The sequence below is a fragment of the Paraburkholderia sp. GAS82 genome (genome assembly GCF_050436285.1).
Lineage (GTDB): Bacteria > Pseudomonadota > Gammaproteobacteria > Burkholderiales > Burkholderiaceae > Paraburkholderia > Paraburkholderia phenazinium_B.
The window spans coordinates 942518-961257 of sequence record NZ_JBNDLX010000001.1; the positions used below are offsets into that span (position 1 = coordinate 942518).

Below are 18740 nucleotides of genomic sequence, written 5' to 3' on the forward strand. Positions count from 1 at the left end.
CCGTTCTGGTTACATCCGTAACGGAGCTCGAATTCGCTCGTCCTATCATGTGCGCCAGTTTGACGCACCCTCTGCGGTTGAGGAGGGTATCCCCCATTCGCGGAGACATGTGATGTACGCAGAGAGTATCGATAAATTCGCAAAGGTCGGCGCGCACAAGGCGTCGTCGATCGCGCGCTCGCCGCTCGCTTTTCTGATCGGTGCGGCCATGGCCGGGGCCTATATCGGCTTCGGCGACATCCTGATGTTTTCAGTCGGCTCGCATGTCGATCCGGCTTATGTGCATCTGATCATGGGCGCGGTGTTCGCCTGCGCGTTGACGATCGTCGTGTTCGCCGGCTCGGATCTGTTCACCGGCACGGCCATGTACATGCCGTTTGCGGTGTTGCGCGGCGAGACGGGTGTCGGCGGGATGGTGCTGGTATGGGTGGTGTGCTGGATCGGCAATCTGATCGGTGCGGTGGTGCTCGCGGCGATTCTGCATGCGGCGGGCGGCGGCGTGCTGCTGACCGATGGCTCGGAAGTCTTCTTCAAGGCGGTGTCCGCGAAGATGAGCGCGCCGGGTCTCGCGCTGTTCGCCAAGGGCCTGCTGTGCAACTGGCTCGTGTGCCTCGCTATCTGGATGGCAGCGCGCACCAATAACGATGGCGCAAAACTCGGTTTGATTTTCTGGCCCGTGTTCGCGTTCGTGGCAAGCGGCTTCGAGCACAGCGTCGCCAATATGTTTGTGTTCGCACTCGCCCTGATCGGTGAGCATCCGGACAACATCACGCTGGCCGGTGCTGTGCACAACGAAATTTTTGTCACGCTCGGCAACCTGGCGGGCGGCGCGATTTTCATGGGGCTCGGCTACTGGCTGCAGGAAGGCGGTATTGGCCATCCGTCGAAGACCCGCTTGCCGGTTTCGGCAGGCAGCGCGCAGACCCACTGACGAACTGATCCGAAGCGGCGGCTACGCCCAATGCGCGCCGACCGCGCAGCCCGCCGCCACGATCAGCAGAACCAGCACGGTAATTGCGCTGTAGCGATAGTCGCGTTGCTGCAGAAACACGCCGAGCATCAGGATCAGGCGCAGCACTGGCAGGAGAATAAACAGCGCAATGCCGGCAGTGACGAGCGGCATGCCTGGCGGCAGCGCCGACCGATGCAATGCGGTGTGGACATCCGGCAACAGCAGAAGCAAACCCGCGGCGATCGTGAGAGACGCTATCCACGTGCCGCTTTTTAGCAACGCGGCGAGCCAGCGCTCGAGCGGTGTCATCACCGAGGCGAAGGTCGCAGGGGAGGCCGTGGCCGAAGCCGGCAAACGGTCGCTCATACCGGCCCGCTCACGGCTTTGACGTGGAATGCTTCGAACAGCATCTGTACCGCAAGCACAAGCAGGATCGCGACGAACATCAGCCGCAGCTTGTCGTTCGACAGACGCATCAGCACCCGTGCGCCGAGTACCGCACCCGCTACTGAGCCGAGTGCAACCGGTCCGGCAATCGCGCTGACGATATCGCCGCGCAGAAACCAGGCGCCGGCGCTGGCAGCCGCCGTCACGCCGATCATGAAGTTGGACGTGGCCGACGAGACCTTGATCGGCAGGCGCAACGCCGTATCCATGGCGGGGATTTTCAGCACACCGCTGCCGATCCCGAGCAGCGCCGAAATCAAACCCGCGCCGTACATCAGCAGCATGCCCAGTGGCACACGTTGCACCCGATAGGCGACCTCGCGGCCGAGTGCACGATCCGGATAGCTCGAATCGAGCGCAAGGGAAGCCGTCCAGCCTGCTGTCGCCGCAGTGCCGGTTGCAGCGTCAATTGAAGAGGTAACCGAAGCGCCGGCGACCGGATCGCTGCGCCGTACCAGCATCTGGCGCGCCGATACGAGCAGAACCAGCGCAAACAATATAAACAGCGCGAACACCGGAACGATCCCGACCAGCAGCACGCCGCACAGTGCACCCAAGGTCGTGGCGGTCTCCAGCACTACCGCGAGCCGTACGTTGGTCAGACGCTCGCGCAGGAACGGCGCTGCGCCGCCACACGAGCAGGCGATCACCGAGACGATGCTCGCGCCGATCGCCACGTGAATGTCGAGATGGCCGAACATGGTCAGAACCGGCACGATAAAAATGCCGCTCGCCATGCCGAGCATCCCGCCGAGCGCACTCGCGCCGAGCGATACCGCAAAGAGCCACAGCGTGAAGCTCATATCCATCGGCGTCTCCCGCGCGTCAGCCGCGTTTGCCGCGGCGGGCAAGCCGCGTCACGAACTGGATCTGATCGCCGCGGTAATGCAGCCGTTCGTAATCGACCGGTTGATGTCCGGCACCGTACGAGGTGCGCTCGATCAGAAAGATCGGACTGCCAGGTTCGACACCTAGTGCCTGCGCCACGGTCTCGTTTGCACAGGTAGCCTCGAGCCGGTACTCGGCTTCCACGAGTGGCGTGTCGTATTTCTGCTCGAGCAGGGCGAAGATCGGTTCGGTCTCCAGATCGTTGCCGATCACTTTCTCGCCAAGGTCTTTAGGCAGCCAGGTTTCGTCGAACGAGAGGGGCACGCCGTCCGCGAGCCGCACGCGCTGGATACGCATCACCAGCGTGCCGGCCGCAAGGGCGAGGTGACGCGCCACCGTGTCGCTGGCGGGCAGCACCTGCTTGTCGAGCACGCGAGCGCTCGGGTGACGGCCAAGCGCCTGCATATCTTCGACGAAACCGCTCAGCTCCGTCAGTTCCTGGGTGATTTTGGGCTGGGTGACAAAGGTGCCTTTGCCGCGGCGGATTTCGATCAGGCCGCGTTTGATCAGGTTCTGAACCGTCTTATGGATGGTGGTGCGGCTCACGCCGAAGCGCTCGATCAGGCCGTCCTCGTTTGGTAGGCGGCTGCCGGCCGGATAGGTGCCGTCTGCGATGCTGGCCGCCAGCACCGCTTCGACCTGGGCGTACAGCGGCGTGGGGCTATCGGGATCGATTTTCATGTGCGACATAGTGACATCATGACGTCACTATGTCAATCGCCACAGTGTCAGACGAGGCTATTCAATCCTTCCTCAACCGCCTCGACCCCGGTGGGCCGCACCACACGTGCGACTTCGGCGCCATCGCGAAGAAAAATCAGGGTAGGCCACAGCTTCACCCTGAACGATCGCCCGAGTGGGCGGCCGGGTCCGTCCTCGATCTTCAGATGACGCACCGCGGGATGTTCCGCGAGGGCTGCGCCGATCACCGGTTGCGCGCCCTGACAGTAGCCGCACCAGTCGGTGCCGAATTCGAGAACCGTTGCCCCCGTGAGCGTATCCACCTCGGCACGTGTCGGCGAGGTGACGGAATAGGCGGTTTGAGTGGTCATTTTTGCTCCGAAACAGATGAGGCAGGCAGCACGATTTACCTCGCGGAGTGCATCGTTCTGCGTTGCGGGACGGCTTCAATGTATCGGAAAACTTCACGCGCGGCATTGTGCGAACATGCCGTCCGCGAGCGCATCGTTTATGCGTGGTTCAAAACGTATTCTGGTGCTCAAATACGCGCTCTGCATGCGAGAATCTTGCGAAAGCATTTCTGCGTGCAGCGGGGTTGCAGCCATTGCAATTTCGCACCGCCGTGAATCGCTGGGGACCACCGATTACAGCTACAACAATCCAACCGGGCAACCGTCTCGAGGAGATTGCGTTAATGAAGCCGGACAGTTCAATGACCGACGCATTGCGCGCTGGTTTGACCACGACCTTTCTGGTCGGCGGCGGGGAGATGGGGGCACTGATCCGCGCCTACGACTGGGCCTCGACTTCGATCGGCGCGCCTGAAAACTGGCCGCAAGGCCTGAAGACCGCGATCCGCATCATGCTCACCTCGCGCCAGCCGATCTGGATCGGTTGGGGCCCCGATCTGCTGTACTTCTACAACGACCCGTACAAGTCGATTATCGGCGGCAAGCATCCAGTGGCGCTCGGCCAGCCGACCGCGGTCGTGTGGCACGAGATCTGGAGCGACATCGCGCCACTGCTCGAGACCGCGTTGACGGGCGCCGAAGGTACCTTCGTCGAACAGAAGCTGCTGATCATGGAGCGCAACGGCTTCCCGGAGGAGACCTACTACACCTTCTCGTATAGCCCGATTCCGAACGACGACGGCACGGCCGGCGGCATCATCTGCGCGAACAGCGACGATACCTCGCGCGTCATCGGCGAACGCCAGTTGATGCTGCTGCGCGAACTGGCCGCATCGACTGCGGATGCACGGCAGTGGCGCGACGCGTGCGAATTGAGCGCCCGCGCGCTGCGGAGCAATCCGCGCGATCTCCCGTTCGCCTTGCTGTACATCGCGGAACCTGGCTCAGCGGACGTGACACTGGCGGGCGCAAGCGGTATCGCGCCCGGTCATCGCGCTGCGCCGGAATCGATGAGCGCGGCCGAAGACGCGCCGTGGCCCGTTGCTGAAGCGCTGCGAACGCAAGGTGCGGTGGTGGTGCGCGACCTGGCGCGGCGCTTCGGGCCTGGATTACCCAGCGGCCCATGGAGTCTCGAGCCTACCCAGGCGGTCGCGTTGCCCATCATGCCCGGTGGCGAAACGGGACGTGCGGCAGTCCTGATTGTTGCGGTGAACCCCTGCCGCCTGCTGGACGAGGGCTATCACGCGTTTCTGAACCTGCTCGCGGGGCAAATCGGCGCTGCCATCGGGTACGCTCACGCGTACGAGGAAGAACGCCGGCGTGCCGAAGCGTTGTCCGAAATCGACCGGGCTAAAACAACGTTTTTCTCCAACATCAGCCACGAATTCCGCACGCCGCTCACCTTGATGCTGGGACCGCTCGAAGAGCTGCTCGCCAAACAGGATGCAACCAGCGAGGCCGATCGCAATCTCCTCGAGATCACGCATCGCAATGGTCTGCGGCTTCTGAAGCTCGTCAACGCACTGCTCGATTTTTCCCGTATCGAAGCGGGGCGTTTTCAGATCAACCCCCAGCCGACCGATATCGCCGCGTTCACGACTGAACTCGCCTCGCTGTTTCGCTCCGCGATCGAAACGGTCGGGCTGCAACTCGAAGTGGACCGTGGCGTGGATGTGGGTGGCGAGCCGATCATTGCGCAGATCGATCGCGACATGTGGGAAAAGGTCGTGATGAACCTGCTGTCGAACGCGTTCAAATTCACATTTTCCGGTTCGATCAAGGTCTCGCTACGGCAGGGGCGGGACGGCAGCGTCGAGATGAGCGTCGCGGATACCGGCATCGGCATTCCACCAGAAGAGATCCCACGCCTGTTCGAGCGGTTTCACCGGGTGGCGGGGTCGCCGGGCCGCTCGGTCGAAGGCAGCGGCATCGGTCTTGCGATGGTGCAGGAGCTGGTCAAACTGCACGGCGGCACGATCAGGGTCGACAGCACGCCGGGTGTGGGCAGCTGCTTTACGGTGGTCTTGCCGCCCGTCGGTGGCCCGCTTGCCGTGTCTGCGGCTGAAGCCACACCAACCTCGCCGGCCGCGCTAAGCCGGCACGCGTTTGCTTATGTCGATGCCGCGCGGCGCTGGATCCCCGAGTCGAACCAGTTGGACGAGATCGGCACCGACGAGCCGCAATCGTTGCTGGAGACCGCCGAAACGTCAGCGCCCTTGCAGGACGGACAGGTTGCCGCGCGGGTGCTGGTGGTCGACGACAACGCCGATTTGCGAGACTACATGCGCCGCATTCTCGGCCAGGCAGGGCATGAGGTTCAGGTCGCCGTCGACGGCGAGGAAGCGCTGGAAGTGGCACGCGCGGCGCTGCCGGATCTGATCGTCTCGGACGTGATGATGCCGCGGCTCGACGGCTTCGGCCTGCTGCGCGAACTGCGCAGCGACCCGGTCTTGCGCGAAACGCCGGTACTGCTGCTCTCGGCCCGTGCAGGGGAGGAAGCGCGCGTAGACGGCCTCGAGTCCGGCGCCGACGACTATCTGACCAAACCCTTCTCGGCGCGTGAACTCGTCGCGCGCGTGGCAGGCAATCTGCAGCTGGCCCGGCTGCGGCGCGAGACGGAGCGCAATCTGCGCGAAGAGTCGCGCACGCTGGAAATCCTCAACCGCGTCGGCACAGCCGTAGCGGCGGAACTCGACCTGGGCCGCGCCGTCCAGGTCGTGACCGATGCGGCGACGGAGCTCACGGGCGCCGCGTTTGGCTCGTTTTTCTATAACGTGCAGTCGCCACCCGAAGCGCAGGTTGATCAGTTCAGCCAGGCTAATCGGGACGATGACGGTGGCCGCTACATGCTGTACGCGCTCTCCGGCGCGCCGAAAGAAGCATTCGCCAGTTTGCCGATGCCGCGCATTACCGCCCTGTTCGAGACCACCTTCAAGGGCGAGGGCATCGTGCGTGTCGACGATGTGACGCAGGACCCGCGCTATGGCAGGAATGCGCCGTTTCGCGGCATGCCCGCTGGCCACCTGCCGGTGCGCAGCTACCTCGCCGCGCCGGTGATTTCGCGCACGGGTGAAGTAATCGGCGGTTTGCTGTTCGGCCATCCGGAACCCGGTGTGTTCACGACGCGCTCCGAACGCATCGTCGTGGGTATTGCGGCGCAGGCGGCTATAGCGATCGACAATGCGCGGCTCTATCAGGCGGCGCAAACGGAAATCGCCGAGCGCACCAAAGCCGAGGGTGCCTTACGCGAGTTAAACGAAACGTTGGAGCGCCGCGTGAGCGAAGCGGTCGCAGATCGCGACCGTCTGTGGGAACTGAGCGAAGATCTGCTGGTGGTGGCGAGTTTCGACGGCACGCTGCAACGCATCAGTCCGTCGTGGCAGAGTACGCTCGGCTATCCGCTGCACTGGTTAATGTCGCACTCGTACATGAATCTGCTTCACCCCGACGAAGTCGAAATGGTGACGGCGCAACTGGAGCGTTTGCGCCGCGCAGGCGTGCCGGTGCGTTACGAATCTCGCCTGAAACGCGCCGACGGCGCGTGGCGCTGGGTGGCGTGGACCTTGTCCCTCGACCCGGCTTCGGAGCGTATCCACGGCGTGGGGCGCGATGTCACCGCCGAGAGGGATAACGCCGAAGCGCTGCAGCACGCCGAAGAGGCGCTGCGCATGGCGCAGAAGATGGAGTCGATCGGCAAGCTGACCGGCGGCGTAGCGCACGATTTCAACAACCTGCTGCAGGTGATCGGCGGCAATCTGCAACTGCTGGCAAAGGATGTGGCCGGCGTCGACAAGGCCGAGCAGCGGGTGCGCAATGCGCTGGCGGGCGTGGCGCGCGGCGCCAATCTGGCCTCGCAGCTGCTGGCCTTCGGGCGGCGCCAGCCGCTCGCGCCGAAAGTCGTCAATCTCGGCCGTTTTATTCGCGGTCTCGACGATATGTTCCGCCGCGCGCTCGGCGACGGCATCGAAATCGAAACGGTGGTGTCGGGCGGTCTGTGGAATACGCTGGTCGATCCGTTCCAGGTCGAAAACGCGCTGCTCAACCTCGCTATCAACGCGCGCGATGCGATGCGCGGACACGGCAAGCTCACCATGGAAGCCGGCAACGCCTCGCTCGACGACGCCTATGCACAGCGCAATGCCGAGGTGACGCCGGGACAGTATGTGATGGTCGCGCTCACCGACACCGGTTCGGGCATGCCGCCGGAAGTGCGCGAGCGTGCCTTCGAGCCGTTCTTCACGACCAAGCCTGAAGGGCAGGGTACGGGTCTCGGGCTCAGCATGGTGTACGGCTTCGTCAAGCAGTCGGGCGGCCACGTCAAGATCTACAGCGAGCCGGGTCACGGTACGACGGTGCGCATCTATCTGCCGCGTGTGCGTCAGGAAGAAGACCTCGAAACGCAGATCGATGCGGGGCCGGCGAAGGGCGGTGCGGAAACGGTGCTGGTAGTCGAGGACGACGAAGACGTGCGGAGCACGGTGGTCGAGATGCTGAGCGACCTCGGCTATACGGTGCTCAAGGCCAAGGATGCACAGAGCGCGTTGGCGATCGTCGAGAGCGGCGTGCCGATCAATCTGCTGTTTACGGACGTGGTGATGCCGGGGCCGCTGCGCAGTACCGAACTGGCTCGCAAGGCGCGCGAGCGCTTGCCCGATATCGTGGTGCTGTTTACCTCGGGCTACACCGACAACGCAATCGTGCACGCCGGCAGACTGGACGAAGGCATCGAGTTGCTGAGCAAGCCGTACACTTACGAGGCGCTCGCTCGCAAAGTGCGTCACGTGCTGCGGAACCAGTTCTGGCAGCCGCACGACGAAGCCATTGCCGCCGTGCATGAGGCGGGAGCGGCTGCTGGTGGCGACGCCGCCGCCGACGTCACCGAGGCCGTCAATAGTTTGAACATTCTGTACGTCGAAGACGACGAACTGGTGCGCCTGAGTACCACCGAATTGCTCAGGACATTCGGACTGCAGATCGTCGAGGCCGCAAGCGATGTGGAAGCCATGCGTGTGCTGCGCGAACGGCCGTTCGACGTGCTGCTGACCGATGTCGGCCTGGCTGGCAAGTCGGGAGTCGATCTGGCGATCGATGCATGCCGCGATCATCCGCACTTGCAGGTGATCTTTCTGACCGGCTACGATCTGGTGCTGACGCCCGAACAACGGGAGCGGTTGCCCAACGCCATTCCCTTGCGCAAGCCGTATGATCCGATCGCGCTGGTCGATCTGTTGCGCCGTTGCGCGGACTGACGCAACGTCTGTGCTATATCTGAAGAACTGCTGTTTAACTGTGATTGACGAGGATGCCCCCGTATGGACCGCCTGCAGGCAATGGAAGTCTTCACCCGCGTGGTCGAGACCAACAGCTTTTCAAAGGCAGCTGAGCTGCTCGATCTGCCGCGCGGATCGGTCAGCAACCTGATCCAGGCGCTCGAGGAACACGTCGGTGTGCGGCTCTTGAACCGCACAACCCGGCAGGTCAGTGTCACCGAAGATGGTGCGTTGTACTACGAACGTTGCGTCGGCATTCTCTCGGAGATATCGGATGCGGAGTCGTCGCTGTCGAACAAGCGGCAAAGCCCGGCGGGCACCATTCGCGTCGACACCTCCGGGACGCTGGCGAAGGCGTTGCTGTTGCCGGCGCTCGGCGATTTCTACCGGCAGTATCCCGAGATCGACGTGCGCCTGGGCCTCGCGGATCGCAATATCGATCTGATTCAGGACGGCGTCGATTGCGTGATCCGTATGGGTGCGCTGGAAGAGTCGAGCCTCGTCGCGCGGCGCATCGGCAACTCGCGTATCACCACCTGCGCGTCGCCGGCCTATCTCGCCGAACATGGCATACCGACCACGCTGGAAGAACTCCAGGGGCATCGCGCCGTCAACTACGTCTCTGCGCGCAGCGGCAAGGTTTTTCCGTTCGAATACGAAGTGAATGGCGAGGTGGTCAAGGTAACGCTCGAAGGCGGGTTGGCGGTGAACGACGGCACCGTTTACATTACCGCCGGCGTGCTCGGCTACGGCATTATCCAGCCGTCGCGTTTCATGGTGGCAGAGATGATCGAGCGCGGGGAGCTGCAGGAAATACTGACCGAGTACAAGATTCCTTCGACGCCGCTTTCGCTGGTCTATCCGCATCGGCGCATGAGCTCGCGGGTGCGTGCGTTTACCGAGTGGTTCACCGAACTCACTAACCGGCATCCGGATCTGGGCCGTTGATCCGTTGATCCGTTGATCCACGGGTGCGACGCGAGGCGGAGCAGGCGAGGCGCGTCGCGAATCCGGCTACGCGCCGTCCTTGCCTGCAGAGGTCAACGAGGCGTCAACGAGAGGTCAATGAGCGGACGGCGCGGCAGCGCCCCCGCCCGCGGCTTCGATCCCATCCACGCTCGCATGGATGCGGCCACCGGCGAAGCGCACGCGCAGGTTGCGGTACTTCCTGAGGTAATGCAGTCCCACCAGCGCAGCGCCGAAACCGGAAGCCGCGCCCACCCCGAGCGCCCAGCGCGGGCCGAAGTGATCTGCCACCCAGCCGACGATCGGCGCGCCAAGCGGCGTGCCGCCCAGTGCGATAGCCAGCAGGATCGCCACCACCCGGCCACGCATGGCGGGTTCGGTCGACAGTTGCACGAGGCTATTCGTCGAGGTGGTGAAGGTTTGCGTACACATGCCGATCACGACCAGCGTGGCGCCGAACAGCCCGTAGGTGGGCATGCATGCCGCGAGCGTACAGCCAAAGCCGAACAGGCCAGCGCTGACCAGTAACAGCGCGAGGCGCGGGCGCGCGCGGCGTGCCGCCAGCAGCGCACCGGCCACCGAGCCGATTGCCATGGTGGATGTCAGGAGTCCGTACTGGCTGGCATTGGCATGAAACGCCGTGACCGACATGGTCGAGATAAAGATGGGAAAGTTAAGCCCGAAGGTGCCGATCAAAAACAGCATCGTCAACAGCGCTCTGAGGTCGGGGCGGCTCCAGACATAACGGAAGCCATCGACGAAAGCCCCACGCGCGCGGCGCGCCTTCAGCTTATGGTGCAGTTCGTGAACGCGCAGGATCTTCAGCGAGCACAGCACCGCCGCAAACGACGCCGCGTTGATGAGGAACACCCAGCCCGTCCCCACCGAGGCGATCAGCACGCCGGCGACCGCCGGCCCGATCATCCGGCCGGCGTTGAAGGAGGTGGAATTGAGCGCCACCGCGTTCGACAGATCCTCCTCTCCCACCAGTTCCGCGACGAAGGTCTGACGCGCGGGAGAGTCGAACGCAGTGACGCAGCCAAGCAGGAACGCGAACACGTACACCTGCCACAACTGCACGAGGCCGGTCAGCGTCAGCACGCCGAGCCCGAGCGCCAGCGCGGCCATCGTTGCCTGGGTGACCAGCAGCAGTTTGCGGCGATCCAGATGGTCGGCAGCATAGCCGGTCAGCGGCAGCAGGAGCAGCATGGGGCCGAACTGCAACGCCATCACGATGCCCACCGCAGTCGCATTCCTGTGCGTGAGCTCGGTGAGAACGAGCCAGTCCTGTGCGGTGCGCTGCATCCAGCTACCCACGTTGGAGATCAGTCCTCCGCTGGCCCAGACCCGGTAATTGAAGCCGCTCAGCGAGCGGAAAGTACCTTTCACCGGACTATCCCCGAAGCGCGCGTGAGCCTGGCCCGCGTGAGCGTGCACCCGCGTGCGTTATCTGCGTGGCAAGCGTGTTCATGCGCGGGTCTTGTCGAGCAGCGCGACGATTTCCGCCGTGGTGCCGGTCTCGCCGAGGCGCGGGAAAATCCGCGTGATCGCATTGTGGTGGGTCTCGGCGCTGAGGTCGGTCATGGCGTCGACGGCGAGCGTGACGTTAAAGCCCAACTCGTAGGCCTGACGCGCGGTCGATTCAACGCCGATTGAGGTCGCCACGCCGGCCATCACGACCTGGGTGACGCCCTTGTCCTTGAGATACTGCTCGAGGTCGGTGCCCACGAACGCGCCCCATGTGCGCTTGGTGACGAGATGATCTTCCGGTTGCGGGTTCAGCTCGGCGACGAGATCCGTCCAGCCGGCGGGAAACTCGCCCGTGTGGCGAGCCTGCTCGGTGCGGCCTGGTGCGCCGCCGGCCACGTTGACTAGCACGACCGGCAGCCGGTGCGCGCGGAACGCGTCGAGCAACACCCGGCTTTGCTTCACGACTTCGCCGGCCGGATGAGCGGTGGGAAGTCCGACGATGCCGTTTTGCAGATCGATGACGATGAGTGCGGTTTTCGGGTCGAGCGTAGTGATAGCCATGATGGCGTCCTGTTTGAGGGGAGGGACGATGCCTCGCCGTGAGAGCGTGCGGCGAGCGACGGGATCCGATCAGGTGTCGACGAGGCGTTTGAGCAGTTCGACTGCGCTTGCCAGTTGCGCCTGCTCGGCCGGCGCGAGCCGGGCGCGAATCTCGCGAAACAGCCAGTCTTCGCGCGCGGCCCGGCCGGTCCGGATTGCTTCCTGGCAGGCCGGGGTGAGCGACAGAACGGTTTGCCGTCCGTCGTCGGGATCGGGGGCGCCGGTGACGAAGCCTGCCGCCTTCAGCGCGGCAACCGCTTCGCCCATCGATTGCGGGCGGATGCCCTCGGCCCGCGCCAGAGCGGTGACGGTGGCAGGGCCTTCCTTCTCCAGACGGGACAGCACGCGCACCTGGGTCCAGCTCAGGTCGCCGAAATGCGACTGTTCGCGCAGCCGGCGCTTCAACCGGCCGACGACCACGCGTAACTCGCTGGCCAGCGCGAGCGCGCGGGCGGCTTCGGGGTCAGGGGAGGATTCGCTCATGTGCGGGATGGTGTGCCGGTGCGTGGATACGTTTTGTCCGGATCGGCCGCGAATTCAGCCGGGCGGATAACTGCGAAGGCTACCTTCATATGTGGTCGCAAGTCAAGTTGAAAGCGTCGGCCAGCGCGGCTGGCGGTCTCGTTACACCAGCCCAGCCAGACTTACATGACAGAGTGCGCGTTACCTGACTCCCGGCGCGAGCCGGTCATCGTTGGCGTTGTCCGCGCCGTCCGTGCGTTCGCCGTCGTCGGCCTCGGCGACGGTCCCGCGTCTGCGTGCCTCCAGCAGGTCCTGATAGTGCAGCCACGACGCGGTCTCGCCCGATTTGGCGGCGTACATCGCCGCGTCGGCGTTGAGCAGAAGGGCTGCGGCGGAGGTGCCGTCGGCCGGATAGTGGCTGATGCCGATACTTGCGCCGACCAGCATCGACTGTCCATCGATCAGCAGCCGGTCGTTCAGGGCGCGGATGATGTCGCCGGCGATGGTGGGCGCGGCGTCCGTGGAGGGCCTACCCCTGAGCAGCACAATGAACTCGTCGCCGCCCAGGCGCGCGACCATATCGCCATCGGATAACACCAGCTGGATGCGCCGCGCGACGCTGGCGAGCACGCGATCGCCGACGGCATGGCCGTACTGGTCGTTGATCTGCTTGAAGCGATCAAGGTCGACGAACAGCACCGCGAGTTGCTCGCCACTAGCGGCGGCTTCGCTGACCGCGGTCTCCAGCTTCTGGGTGAACAGCAGGCGGTTGGGCAGGCCGGTCAAGGCATCGTGACTGGCGAGATGAACAAGCTCATGCTGCTTGTTATGGAGCACATCGAGTTGCGAACGGATCTCCCGGCGCATCCGGTCGAAGCAGCGCGCGAGCACGCCGATTTCGTCGGTGCGTCTAAGCGGCAGGGCGCCCATCGTATGGTCTGCGAAGAAATGCGTGGCGGCATGCGCAAGCATCTGCAGTGGTTGGGTGAGCGCCCGTGCGAACAGGATGGCCAGCAAAAAGGCGAGCACGCTCGAGACCAGCACCATGCGCACGATGCTGTTGCCAAGCAGCGTGGCGCCTGCCAGCACGTCGGTGAGCGGCTTGGCGATGCCCAGCACGATAAAGCGGTTGCCGTCCGCCACGCCGAATGGTCTGCGGATAAAGGCATACACGTAGCCCGCTGCCTCATGCGGTTGCAGCAGACCGTTCATCGACACCCTGTTTTTCGACTGCTCGAACAGCGGTTTCGTGGCCGGGAAGTTGTCCTGCATGAGGATGCGCCGCCCGCGATCGAAACCGAAGGTCTGCGAAGCATCGGGGTGCATCAGAAAATCGCCCCACTCATTGGCGAGATACACCTCGTAGCCGCGCGGCAAGTCGACCTGCAACAGCTTGAGCAGGCTCGCGAGATCCACGTCGATTACGAGGACGCCGGTCGCCTTGCCGTCCGCGGCAACGACAGGCGTGGCGAGGCGCAACGTCGCCTTGCCTTCGGCGGAATGCGCGCCGTGCTCGTGGTTGACCGTGATCGGCGAAACATAGATGCCGCGCGCCGGCAGCGCGAGCGTGTCGAACACATAGGCAAACTGGCCTTTCTCCTGCAAGCCCTTTGCAGCGACCCGCACGGCGCTTTGCGCGTCGCGGTCGAAGCGGATCAGTTCGAGGCCATAGCGCTGACGCGCGATCAGCCGGACCTGCAGGTACTCGGGGTGATTCGCCATGATGCTGGCGAATACCGTGGCAAGGCGTTCGCGAGCATCGTTGGTGCCCGAGCCGTCGTCGGATTGCGCGACCGACGCTGCCGACGGCAAGGTCGCGAGCACGAGCGCATCCTGCGACACGTCGCCCAGCGCCACGGAAAAGCGCTGGCTCAGCAACTCGGTCGAAGTCAGGAGATTCTGCTCGGCTTCGTTTACCAGCATCGTGCGGTTGGCTCGGTACGCATAGTAGCCGGTCGCGCCGGACGCCACTACGCCGATACAGGCGAGCAGGATCGACAGTTTGAAGGTCAGGCCGGGGCGCATCATCTGAAGCCCTCCGGCAGGTCGCCCGAAACGATCTTGCTCCACAACGTTTCGCGCTGCTGAATATCGTCCACCGGGCGCAGCCAGATCAGGTGCGCATCGGCGTTGCTCTCCGGCGAAGGTGTGAGCGTATTGGCGAGGCCCTGGCGCTGCGTCAGCAACCCGCTGACGTCCGGTTCGAGCATGTAGTTGATCCACGCAAGGGCGAGCGGGCGATCGGCTGCGGTGCTCGTCATGGCCCAGCAGTCGAGCCAGGCGAGGGCGCCTTCGTCGGGAATCACATAGCCCACATCGGCGCCGGCCCGGCGCAACTGCGCGAGCTGCTGGGTGCCGTAGTTGCCGAACATCAGCGCAACCTTGTGCTGGATGAAGAATGCGGTCGCTTCTTCGGGCAGGTTGTAATACGTCAGAAGATTGCGCCGCAGATCGATCAGTTTCAGGGCGATGTCGTGAGTTTGTGCGGGCGTGAGCCGGAACGGATCGGGATAGCCGAGCGCCAGCGCCGTGAACGAGAAATTATGCTGGGCGCTATTGAAATCGAGCACCTTGCCGCGGTATTGCGGATTCCACAGTTCCGCCATGGAATGCGGTGCGACCGGGATCTGCTTGCGATCGTAAATCAGCCCCATCGACGAGTACGTGAACGGAATGGCGTAGACCTTGCCGGCCACGCTCAGGCCTTCGATACCGCCGCGCGGCTGGAAGCGCGGCAGTTGCCGCTGCGTGTTGGGAAGCTGCGCGAGGTCGAGCGGCGCGAGCATGTGCTCGTGGGTGTAGCGCTGGATTTCCGCGGTATTGGCGGCGAGCACGTCGTAGTGCGGCATGCCGCCCGCATGCATCTTGTCCCACAGCGCTTCGTCGGAATCGACCAGCGTCACTTCAACCGTCGTATGGAAGCGGGCCTCGAAGGCTTTCACGACATCGCTATCCGCGTAGCCAGGCCATGCCAGCACGCGCAACACGCTTGCAGCGGCCGTAGCAGGGGCGGCCGCCAGCAGGCAGCCGGTCAGGAACAGCACAAGCACGGTGAAGACGCGACATGCGCGCCAGATCATGCACTGTGAATTCGACGGTGTCCTAACGGCTTGTGGCGCCTGCCGCAAGCGGGATAGGGGGGCCCAGCGCATGTCATCGGTCCTTTTCAAACGCGTACACGGAATCGATACCGCCTGGCATCACGCGCTCGAATTCGAGCAACGCATGCCTGCGACGCCGGCCGCTGCGTCGTCATGTCCGACGGCGACAGGCAGGCCGCCGGGCTGACGAAGCTTGATCTGATGTTCGTGTTTTGCGAAGGTTATGCGCACCTTCGGTGTTTTCGCCGCTGGCCTTCGGCCCGATTACCTCTCGCCAAAAACACCCGAACGCGCCTCTCTGCTGCCATAACGGCCTGGCAGAGGATATCTTTAGTTGCGTCTTCCTCAGCTAATCTTTCCAAAAATAGCAGGCATAGATGTCGTACAAAAAAAAGCGGCCCCGAAGGGGCCGCCCGGTACTCCGTTTTATGCTTCGCGCTTCGTGTTGCTCTCCCGAGCTGAAGCTGAAGCCGCGTGAGTCGCTTAGGACGACATCACAGTGACCGACTTCGTCACCAGATACGCTTCGAGGGCTTCCGGACCGCCTTCGGAGCCGTAGCCCGAATCCTTCACGCCGCCGAACGGCATTTCCGGCGTCGGCGTGGCGGGCTGGTTGATCCACAGCATGCCGACTTCAAGCTGTTGCGACAGCAGATGCACGTTGGCGAACGACTTGGTGAACGCGTAGCCAGCCAGACCGTACGGCAGGCGGTTGGCTTCGGCAATGGCGTCTTCGAGCGAATCGAAGCCGCGAATCGCCGCGACCGGGCCGAACGGCTCGTTGTTGAACACATCGGCTTCGAGCGAAACGTTGGTCAGCACCGTCGGCGCAAAGAAGTTGCCTTCCGAGCCGACGCGCTCGCCGCCAGTAGCGACCGTTGCGCCGGTAGCACGGGCGTTGTCGAGCACCTTGGCCATGGCCGTGAGGCGGCGCGAGTTGGCAAGCGGGCCGAGCGTCGTGCCTTCGGCCAGACCGTCACCGAGCTTCAGGCTTTCGGCGTGCTTGATGAGCGCCTGCTCGAACTGTTCGCGGATGCTGTTGTGCACGAGGAAACGCGTCGGCGAGATGCAGACCTGCCCCGCGTTGCGGAACTTCGCCGCGCCGGCTGCCTTGACCGCCAGTTCGACGTCCGCGTCTGCCGCGATGATGACCGGTGCATGACCGCCCAGTTCCATGGTGGCGCGCTTCATGTGCTGCCCGGCGAGGGCGGCGAGTTGCTTGCCGACCGGCGTCGAACCGGTGAACGTGACCTTGCGGATCACCGGATGCGGGATCAGGTAGCTGGAAATCTCGGCCGGGTCGCCGAACACGAGACCCACGGTGCCCGGAGGCACGCCGGCTTCGACGAACGCCTGCAGCAGCGCGGCCGGCGATGCCGGGGTTTCTTCCGGCGCCTTGACGAGGAACGAGCAACCGCTCGTCAGGGCGGCGCTCAGCTTGCGCACGACCTGATTGACCGGGAAATTCCACGGCGTGAAAGCCGCTACCGGGCCGATCGGCTCCTTCAGGACCAGTTGCTGCGCCGCCAGATTGCGCGGCGGCACGACGCGGCCGTAGATGCGGCGGCCTTCATCGGCGAACCATTCGATGATGTCGGCTGCGGACAGCATTTCGATGCGGGCTTCGGCGAACGGCTTGCCTTGCTCCTGCGTCATCAGGCGGGCGATGTCCGAAGCGCGTTCGCGCACCAGTGCCGCGGCCTTGCGCATGGTGTTGGCGCGCTCGTTGGCGGGAATCTTGCGCCAGGCCGCGAAGCCTTTTTGCGCGGCCTCCAGCGCCCGGTCCAGATCGGCGATGCCAGCGTGCGCAACCTTGCCGATCGGCTTGCCGGTGGCGGGATTGATGACTTCGATAGTCTTGCCGCTCGCGGCGTCGCACCACTCGTTGTTGATCAGGAGTCGGGTGTCGGTATAGCTCGATGTAGCCATGCTGGGTTCCTCTGATGGGTGGGGCAAGCGGCCGCGACAACAGGCTGGCGGCCGAGGATGGACTGCAGATAAGCTTATCTTAGCCGATTGTGGGTAGCCTCACAGGCGGCGCGGGTAAGCGCCGGCCGGTATCGGACAGGGGTATGGCGCTTATTCTTTGGCGGATGGGGCTTTCTGATGGTTGGCGCATTCGGCCGTGAAAACCATGCTGGCCTGGTCGGGCGTCATGGACTGGCCCTCCGGGCCGTAGATGCGCTCGATGATGGCGTTGAGCGCCTGCTGGTCGGCCTTGCCCTGGTAATACTTGGCCGCCTGGTCGAGCGCCTGCGTTTTCGTTTTTTTGTGCATGCGCCACGAGGCGACTTGCCCGGCGATATCGCCGATGGCAAAACATTGGTCGTTCACTGTTTGCGCAACCGCCTGCGCGGCTGGTTGCGCGACGCACATTGCCAGCGCCGCCGTTAACACTGCTCGCTTCATCGCTACGTCCTGTTGTCCGATACGTGGCGGCCCGCAGCGCGGCCGAGGGTACGGCGAGCGGGGAACCGCAAAACAAAAGGACGTAGTTTACCGAGAAGTGAGCGGCGGCGGCATTCAGACCGGCAAATGGGCTTGCCACGCCACTACCGGCGCCTCGGATGGAGCCGTACGGCCTTAGCGCAGTCCGCCGCTGGCTACCAGCGTCTCGCCCGTGATCCATCCAGCGTCATCCGACGCCAGGAACACGGCCACCCGCGCGATATCCTCCGGCTGACCGATACGCCCGAGCGGCGTTTGCGCCACGACCGCGGTTGCCATTTCGGACGCGATGATGCCGCCGTCTTTCGTGCCCTCAGTTTCCACCATGCCCGGATTCACCGAATTGACGCGAATCTTGCGCGGTCCCAGTTCGCGAGCCAGCACGCCCGTGATCGCATCGACGGCGCCCTTGGTGGCCGTGTACACGACGCTGCCCGGCGGCGTGATGCGGCTGACGACCGAGCCGACGTTGACGATGCTGGCGCCTTCACCGAGATGCTTCGAAGCCGCCTGCGTGATCAGCAGCAGCCCGCGCACGTTGACATTAAAGTGCTTGTCGAAGTGCTCTTCAGTGATCTGTTCGACTGGCGCGAAATCATAAACGCCCGAGTTGTTGACGAGGACGTCGAGGCGTCCATACGTTTCGATGGCTGCATCGACGATGCCTTGAGCATCCGCTGCCTTCGAAACGTCGCCACGCACGGCGACTGCCTTGCCGCCGGCTTGCGTGATCGCGGCGACGACCTTGTCGGCACCCGCCTGGCTCGATGCATAGTTGACGACGACCGAGGCGCCTTCTGCCGCGAGCGCCTGGGCGATGGCGGCGCCGATACCTTTCGATGCACCGGTTACGACGGCTACTTTGCCTGTGAGTTTGGCCACGATTGCTTCCTTTGAGAGGTCCATGTAACGGCGCCCGGGCGGGACGATTCCCGCGGGTGCGAACAGGATGGGACTGGAGGCAATGTAGTGGATCGCCGGCCCGGGATCATCGGGCTCGCGGCGAATTCATTTGACGGATGGGGCGAACAATGGGGCGGTGTGG

At 64.0% G+C, this 18740-nt stretch carries 15 protein-coding genes; 3 read left to right on the top strand and 12 right to left on the bottom strand.

The window, feature by feature from the left end; genetic code table 11:
• The first annotated feature begins 112 nt into the window (after positions 1 to 112).
• Positions 113 to 931, top strand: coding sequence for a formate/nitrite transporter family protein (locus P3T17_RS04160; RefSeq protein WP_074264443.1), 819 nt, complete (start codon positions 113 to 115; stop codon positions 929 to 931).
• 21 nt (positions 932 to 952) lie between these two features.
• Here P3T17_RS04160 and P3T17_RS04165 read toward each other — a convergent pair whose 3' ends face one another.
• The 4 genes from P3T17_RS04165 to P3T17_RS04180 are packed head-to-tail and all read right to left on the bottom strand — an operon-like array spanning position 953 to position 3339.
• Positions 953 to 1318, bottom strand: a complete 366-nt coding sequence (locus tag P3T17_RS04165; RefSeq protein ID WP_429404855.1) for a DUF1634 domain-containing protein — start codon at positions 1316 to 1318, stop codon at positions 953 to 955.
• The gene (locus tag P3T17_RS04170) at positions 1315 to 2208 is read right to left on the bottom strand and encodes a sulfite exporter TauE/SafE family protein (protein WP_429404857.1); all 894 of its coding nucleotides are present in this window, start codon (positions 2206 to 2208) and stop codon (positions 1315 to 1317) included. The genes P3T17_RS04165 and P3T17_RS04170 overlap by 4 nt, the downstream gene beginning before the upstream one ends.
• 16 nt (positions 2209 to 2224) lie before the next feature.
• Positions 2225 to 2977 carry a GntR family transcriptional regulator gene (locus P3T17_RS04175; protein ID WP_429404859.1) on the bottom strand — a complete coding sequence of 251 codons (753 nt, stop codon included), beginning with the start codon at positions 2975 to 2977 and terminating at the stop codon, positions 2225 to 2227.
• 38 nt (positions 2978 to 3015) lie between these two features.
• On the bottom strand, positions 3016 to 3339 hold the full coding sequence (locus tag P3T17_RS04180; RefSeq protein ID WP_074264445.1) for a thioredoxin family protein: 324 nt from the start codon (positions 3337 to 3339) through the stop codon (positions 3016 to 3018).
• Positions 3340 to 3662: 323 nt separating this feature from the next.
• Between P3T17_RS04180 and P3T17_RS04185 the strand changes: the two genes are divergently transcribed.
• Together P3T17_RS04185 and P3T17_RS04190 are read left to right on the top strand one after the other, a co-directional pair.
• Complete coding sequence (locus P3T17_RS04185; protein WP_429404861.1) at positions 3663 to 8627, top strand: response regulator; 4965 nt, start codon at positions 3663 to 3665, stop codon at positions 8625 to 8627.
• A 63-nt stretch (positions 8628 to 8690) separates the two neighbouring features.
• Positions 8691 to 9596, top strand: a complete 906-nt coding sequence (locus tag P3T17_RS04190) for a LysR substrate-binding domain-containing protein (protein WP_429404862.1) — start codon at positions 8691 to 8693, stop codon at positions 9594 to 9596.
• A 114-nt stretch (positions 9597 to 9710) separates the two neighbouring features.
• On the opposite strand, the gene P3T17_RS04195 is transcribed toward P3T17_RS04190, so the two are convergent.
• From P3T17_RS04195 to P3T17_RS04230, 8 genes are all read right to left on the bottom strand, one after another.
• Complete coding sequence (locus tag P3T17_RS04195) at positions 9711 to 11003, bottom strand: MFS transporter (protein WP_429404864.1); 1293 nt, start codon at positions 11001 to 11003, stop codon at positions 9711 to 9713.
• A gap of 78 nt (positions 11004 to 11081) precedes the next feature.
• Positions 11082 to 11645: an isochorismatase family protein gene (locus P3T17_RS04200; RefSeq protein WP_429404866.1), complete on the bottom strand. Its 564-nt coding sequence runs from the start codon at positions 11643 to 11645 to the stop codon at positions 11082 to 11084.
• Positions 11646 to 11714: 69 nt separating this feature from the next.
• Complete coding sequence (locus P3T17_RS04205) at positions 11715 to 12167, bottom strand: MarR family winged helix-turn-helix transcriptional regulator (protein ID WP_429404867.1); 453 nt, start codon at positions 12165 to 12167, stop codon at positions 11715 to 11717.
• A gap of 180 nt (positions 12168 to 12347) precedes the next feature.
• Positions 12348 to 14174: a diguanylate cyclase domain-containing protein gene (locus P3T17_RS04210; RefSeq protein ID WP_429404869.1), complete on the bottom strand. Its 1827-nt coding sequence runs from the start codon at positions 14172 to 14174 to the stop codon at positions 12348 to 12350.
• A complete protein-coding gene (locus tag P3T17_RS04215) occupies positions 14171 to 15226 on the bottom strand; it encodes an extracellular solute-binding protein (RefSeq protein ID WP_429404871.1) in 1056 nt (351 codons plus the stop codon). The genes P3T17_RS04210 and P3T17_RS04215 overlap by 4 nt, the downstream gene beginning before the upstream one ends.
• A 504-nt stretch (positions 15227 to 15730) precedes the next feature.
• Positions 15731 to 17176 carry an NAD-dependent succinate-semialdehyde dehydrogenase gene (locus P3T17_RS04220; RefSeq protein WP_429404873.1) on the bottom strand — a complete coding sequence of 482 codons (1446 nt, stop codon included), beginning with the start codon at positions 17174 to 17176 and terminating at the stop codon, positions 15731 to 15733.
• Between the two features lie 150 nt (positions 17177 to 17326).
• Entirely contained in the window at positions 17327 to 17656 is a 330-nt protein-coding gene (locus tag P3T17_RS04225; RefSeq protein ID WP_429404874.1) for a hypothetical protein, read from the bottom strand.
• Positions 17657 to 17830: 174 nt separating this feature from the next.
• Entirely contained in the window at positions 17831 to 18577 is a 747-nt protein-coding gene (locus P3T17_RS04230) for a glucose 1-dehydrogenase (RefSeq protein ID WP_074266047.1), read from the bottom strand.
• Between the last annotated feature and the right edge of the window lie 163 nt (positions 18578 to 18740).

What these genes read in the sequence shown, in the direction of transcription:
- P3T17_RS04165 (WP_429404855.1), bottom strand. Translation starts at nt 1,318, where the DNA reads ATGAGCGACCGTTTGCCGGCTTCGGCCACGGCCTCCCCTGCGACCTTC.
- P3T17_RS04200 (WP_429404866.1), bottom strand. Translation starts at nt 11,645, where the DNA reads ATGGCTATCACTACGCTCGACCCGAAAACCGCACTCATCGTCATCGAT.
- P3T17_RS04160 (WP_074264443.1), top strand. Translation starts at nt 113, where the DNA reads ATGTACGCAGAGAGTATCGATAAATTCGCAAAGGTCGGCGCGCACAAG.
- P3T17_RS04170 (WP_429404857.1), bottom strand. Translation starts at nt 2,208, where the DNA reads ATGGATATGAGCTTCACGCTGTGGCTCTTTGCGGTATCGCTCGGCGCG.
- P3T17_RS04205 (WP_429404867.1), bottom strand. Translation starts at nt 12,167, where the DNA reads ATGAGCGAATCCTCCCCTGACCCCGAAGCCGCCCGCGCGCTCGCGCTG.
- P3T17_RS04175 (WP_429404859.1), bottom strand. Translation starts at nt 2,977, where the DNA reads ATGTCGCACATGAAAATCGATCCCGATAGCCCCACGCCGCTGTACGCC.
- P3T17_RS04215 (WP_429404871.1), bottom strand. Translation starts at nt 15,226, where the DNA reads ATGATCTGGCGCGCATGTCGCGTCTTCACCGTGCTTGTGCTGTTCCTG.
- P3T17_RS04185 (WP_429404861.1), top strand. Translation starts at nt 3,663, where the DNA reads ATGAAGCCGGACAGTTCAATGACCGACGCATTGCGCGCTGGTTTGACC.
- P3T17_RS04210 (WP_429404869.1), bottom strand. Translation starts at nt 14,174, where the DNA reads ATGATGCGCCCCGGCCTGACCTTCAAACTGTCGATCCTGCTCGCCTGT.
- P3T17_RS04180 (WP_074264445.1), bottom strand. Translation starts at nt 3,339, where the DNA reads ATGACCACTCAAACCGCCTATTCCGTCACCTCGCCGACACGTGCCGAG.
- P3T17_RS04220 (WP_429404873.1), bottom strand. Translation starts at nt 17,176, where the DNA reads ATGGCTACATCGAGCTATACCGACACCCGACTCCTGATCAACAACGAG.
- P3T17_RS04190 (WP_429404862.1), top strand. Translation starts at nt 8,691, where the DNA reads ATGGACCGCCTGCAGGCAATGGAAGTCTTCACCCGCGTGGTCGAGACC.
- P3T17_RS04225 (WP_429404874.1), bottom strand. Translation starts at nt 17,656, where the DNA reads ATGAAGCGAGCAGTGTTAACGGCGGCGCTGGCAATGTGCGTCGCGCAA.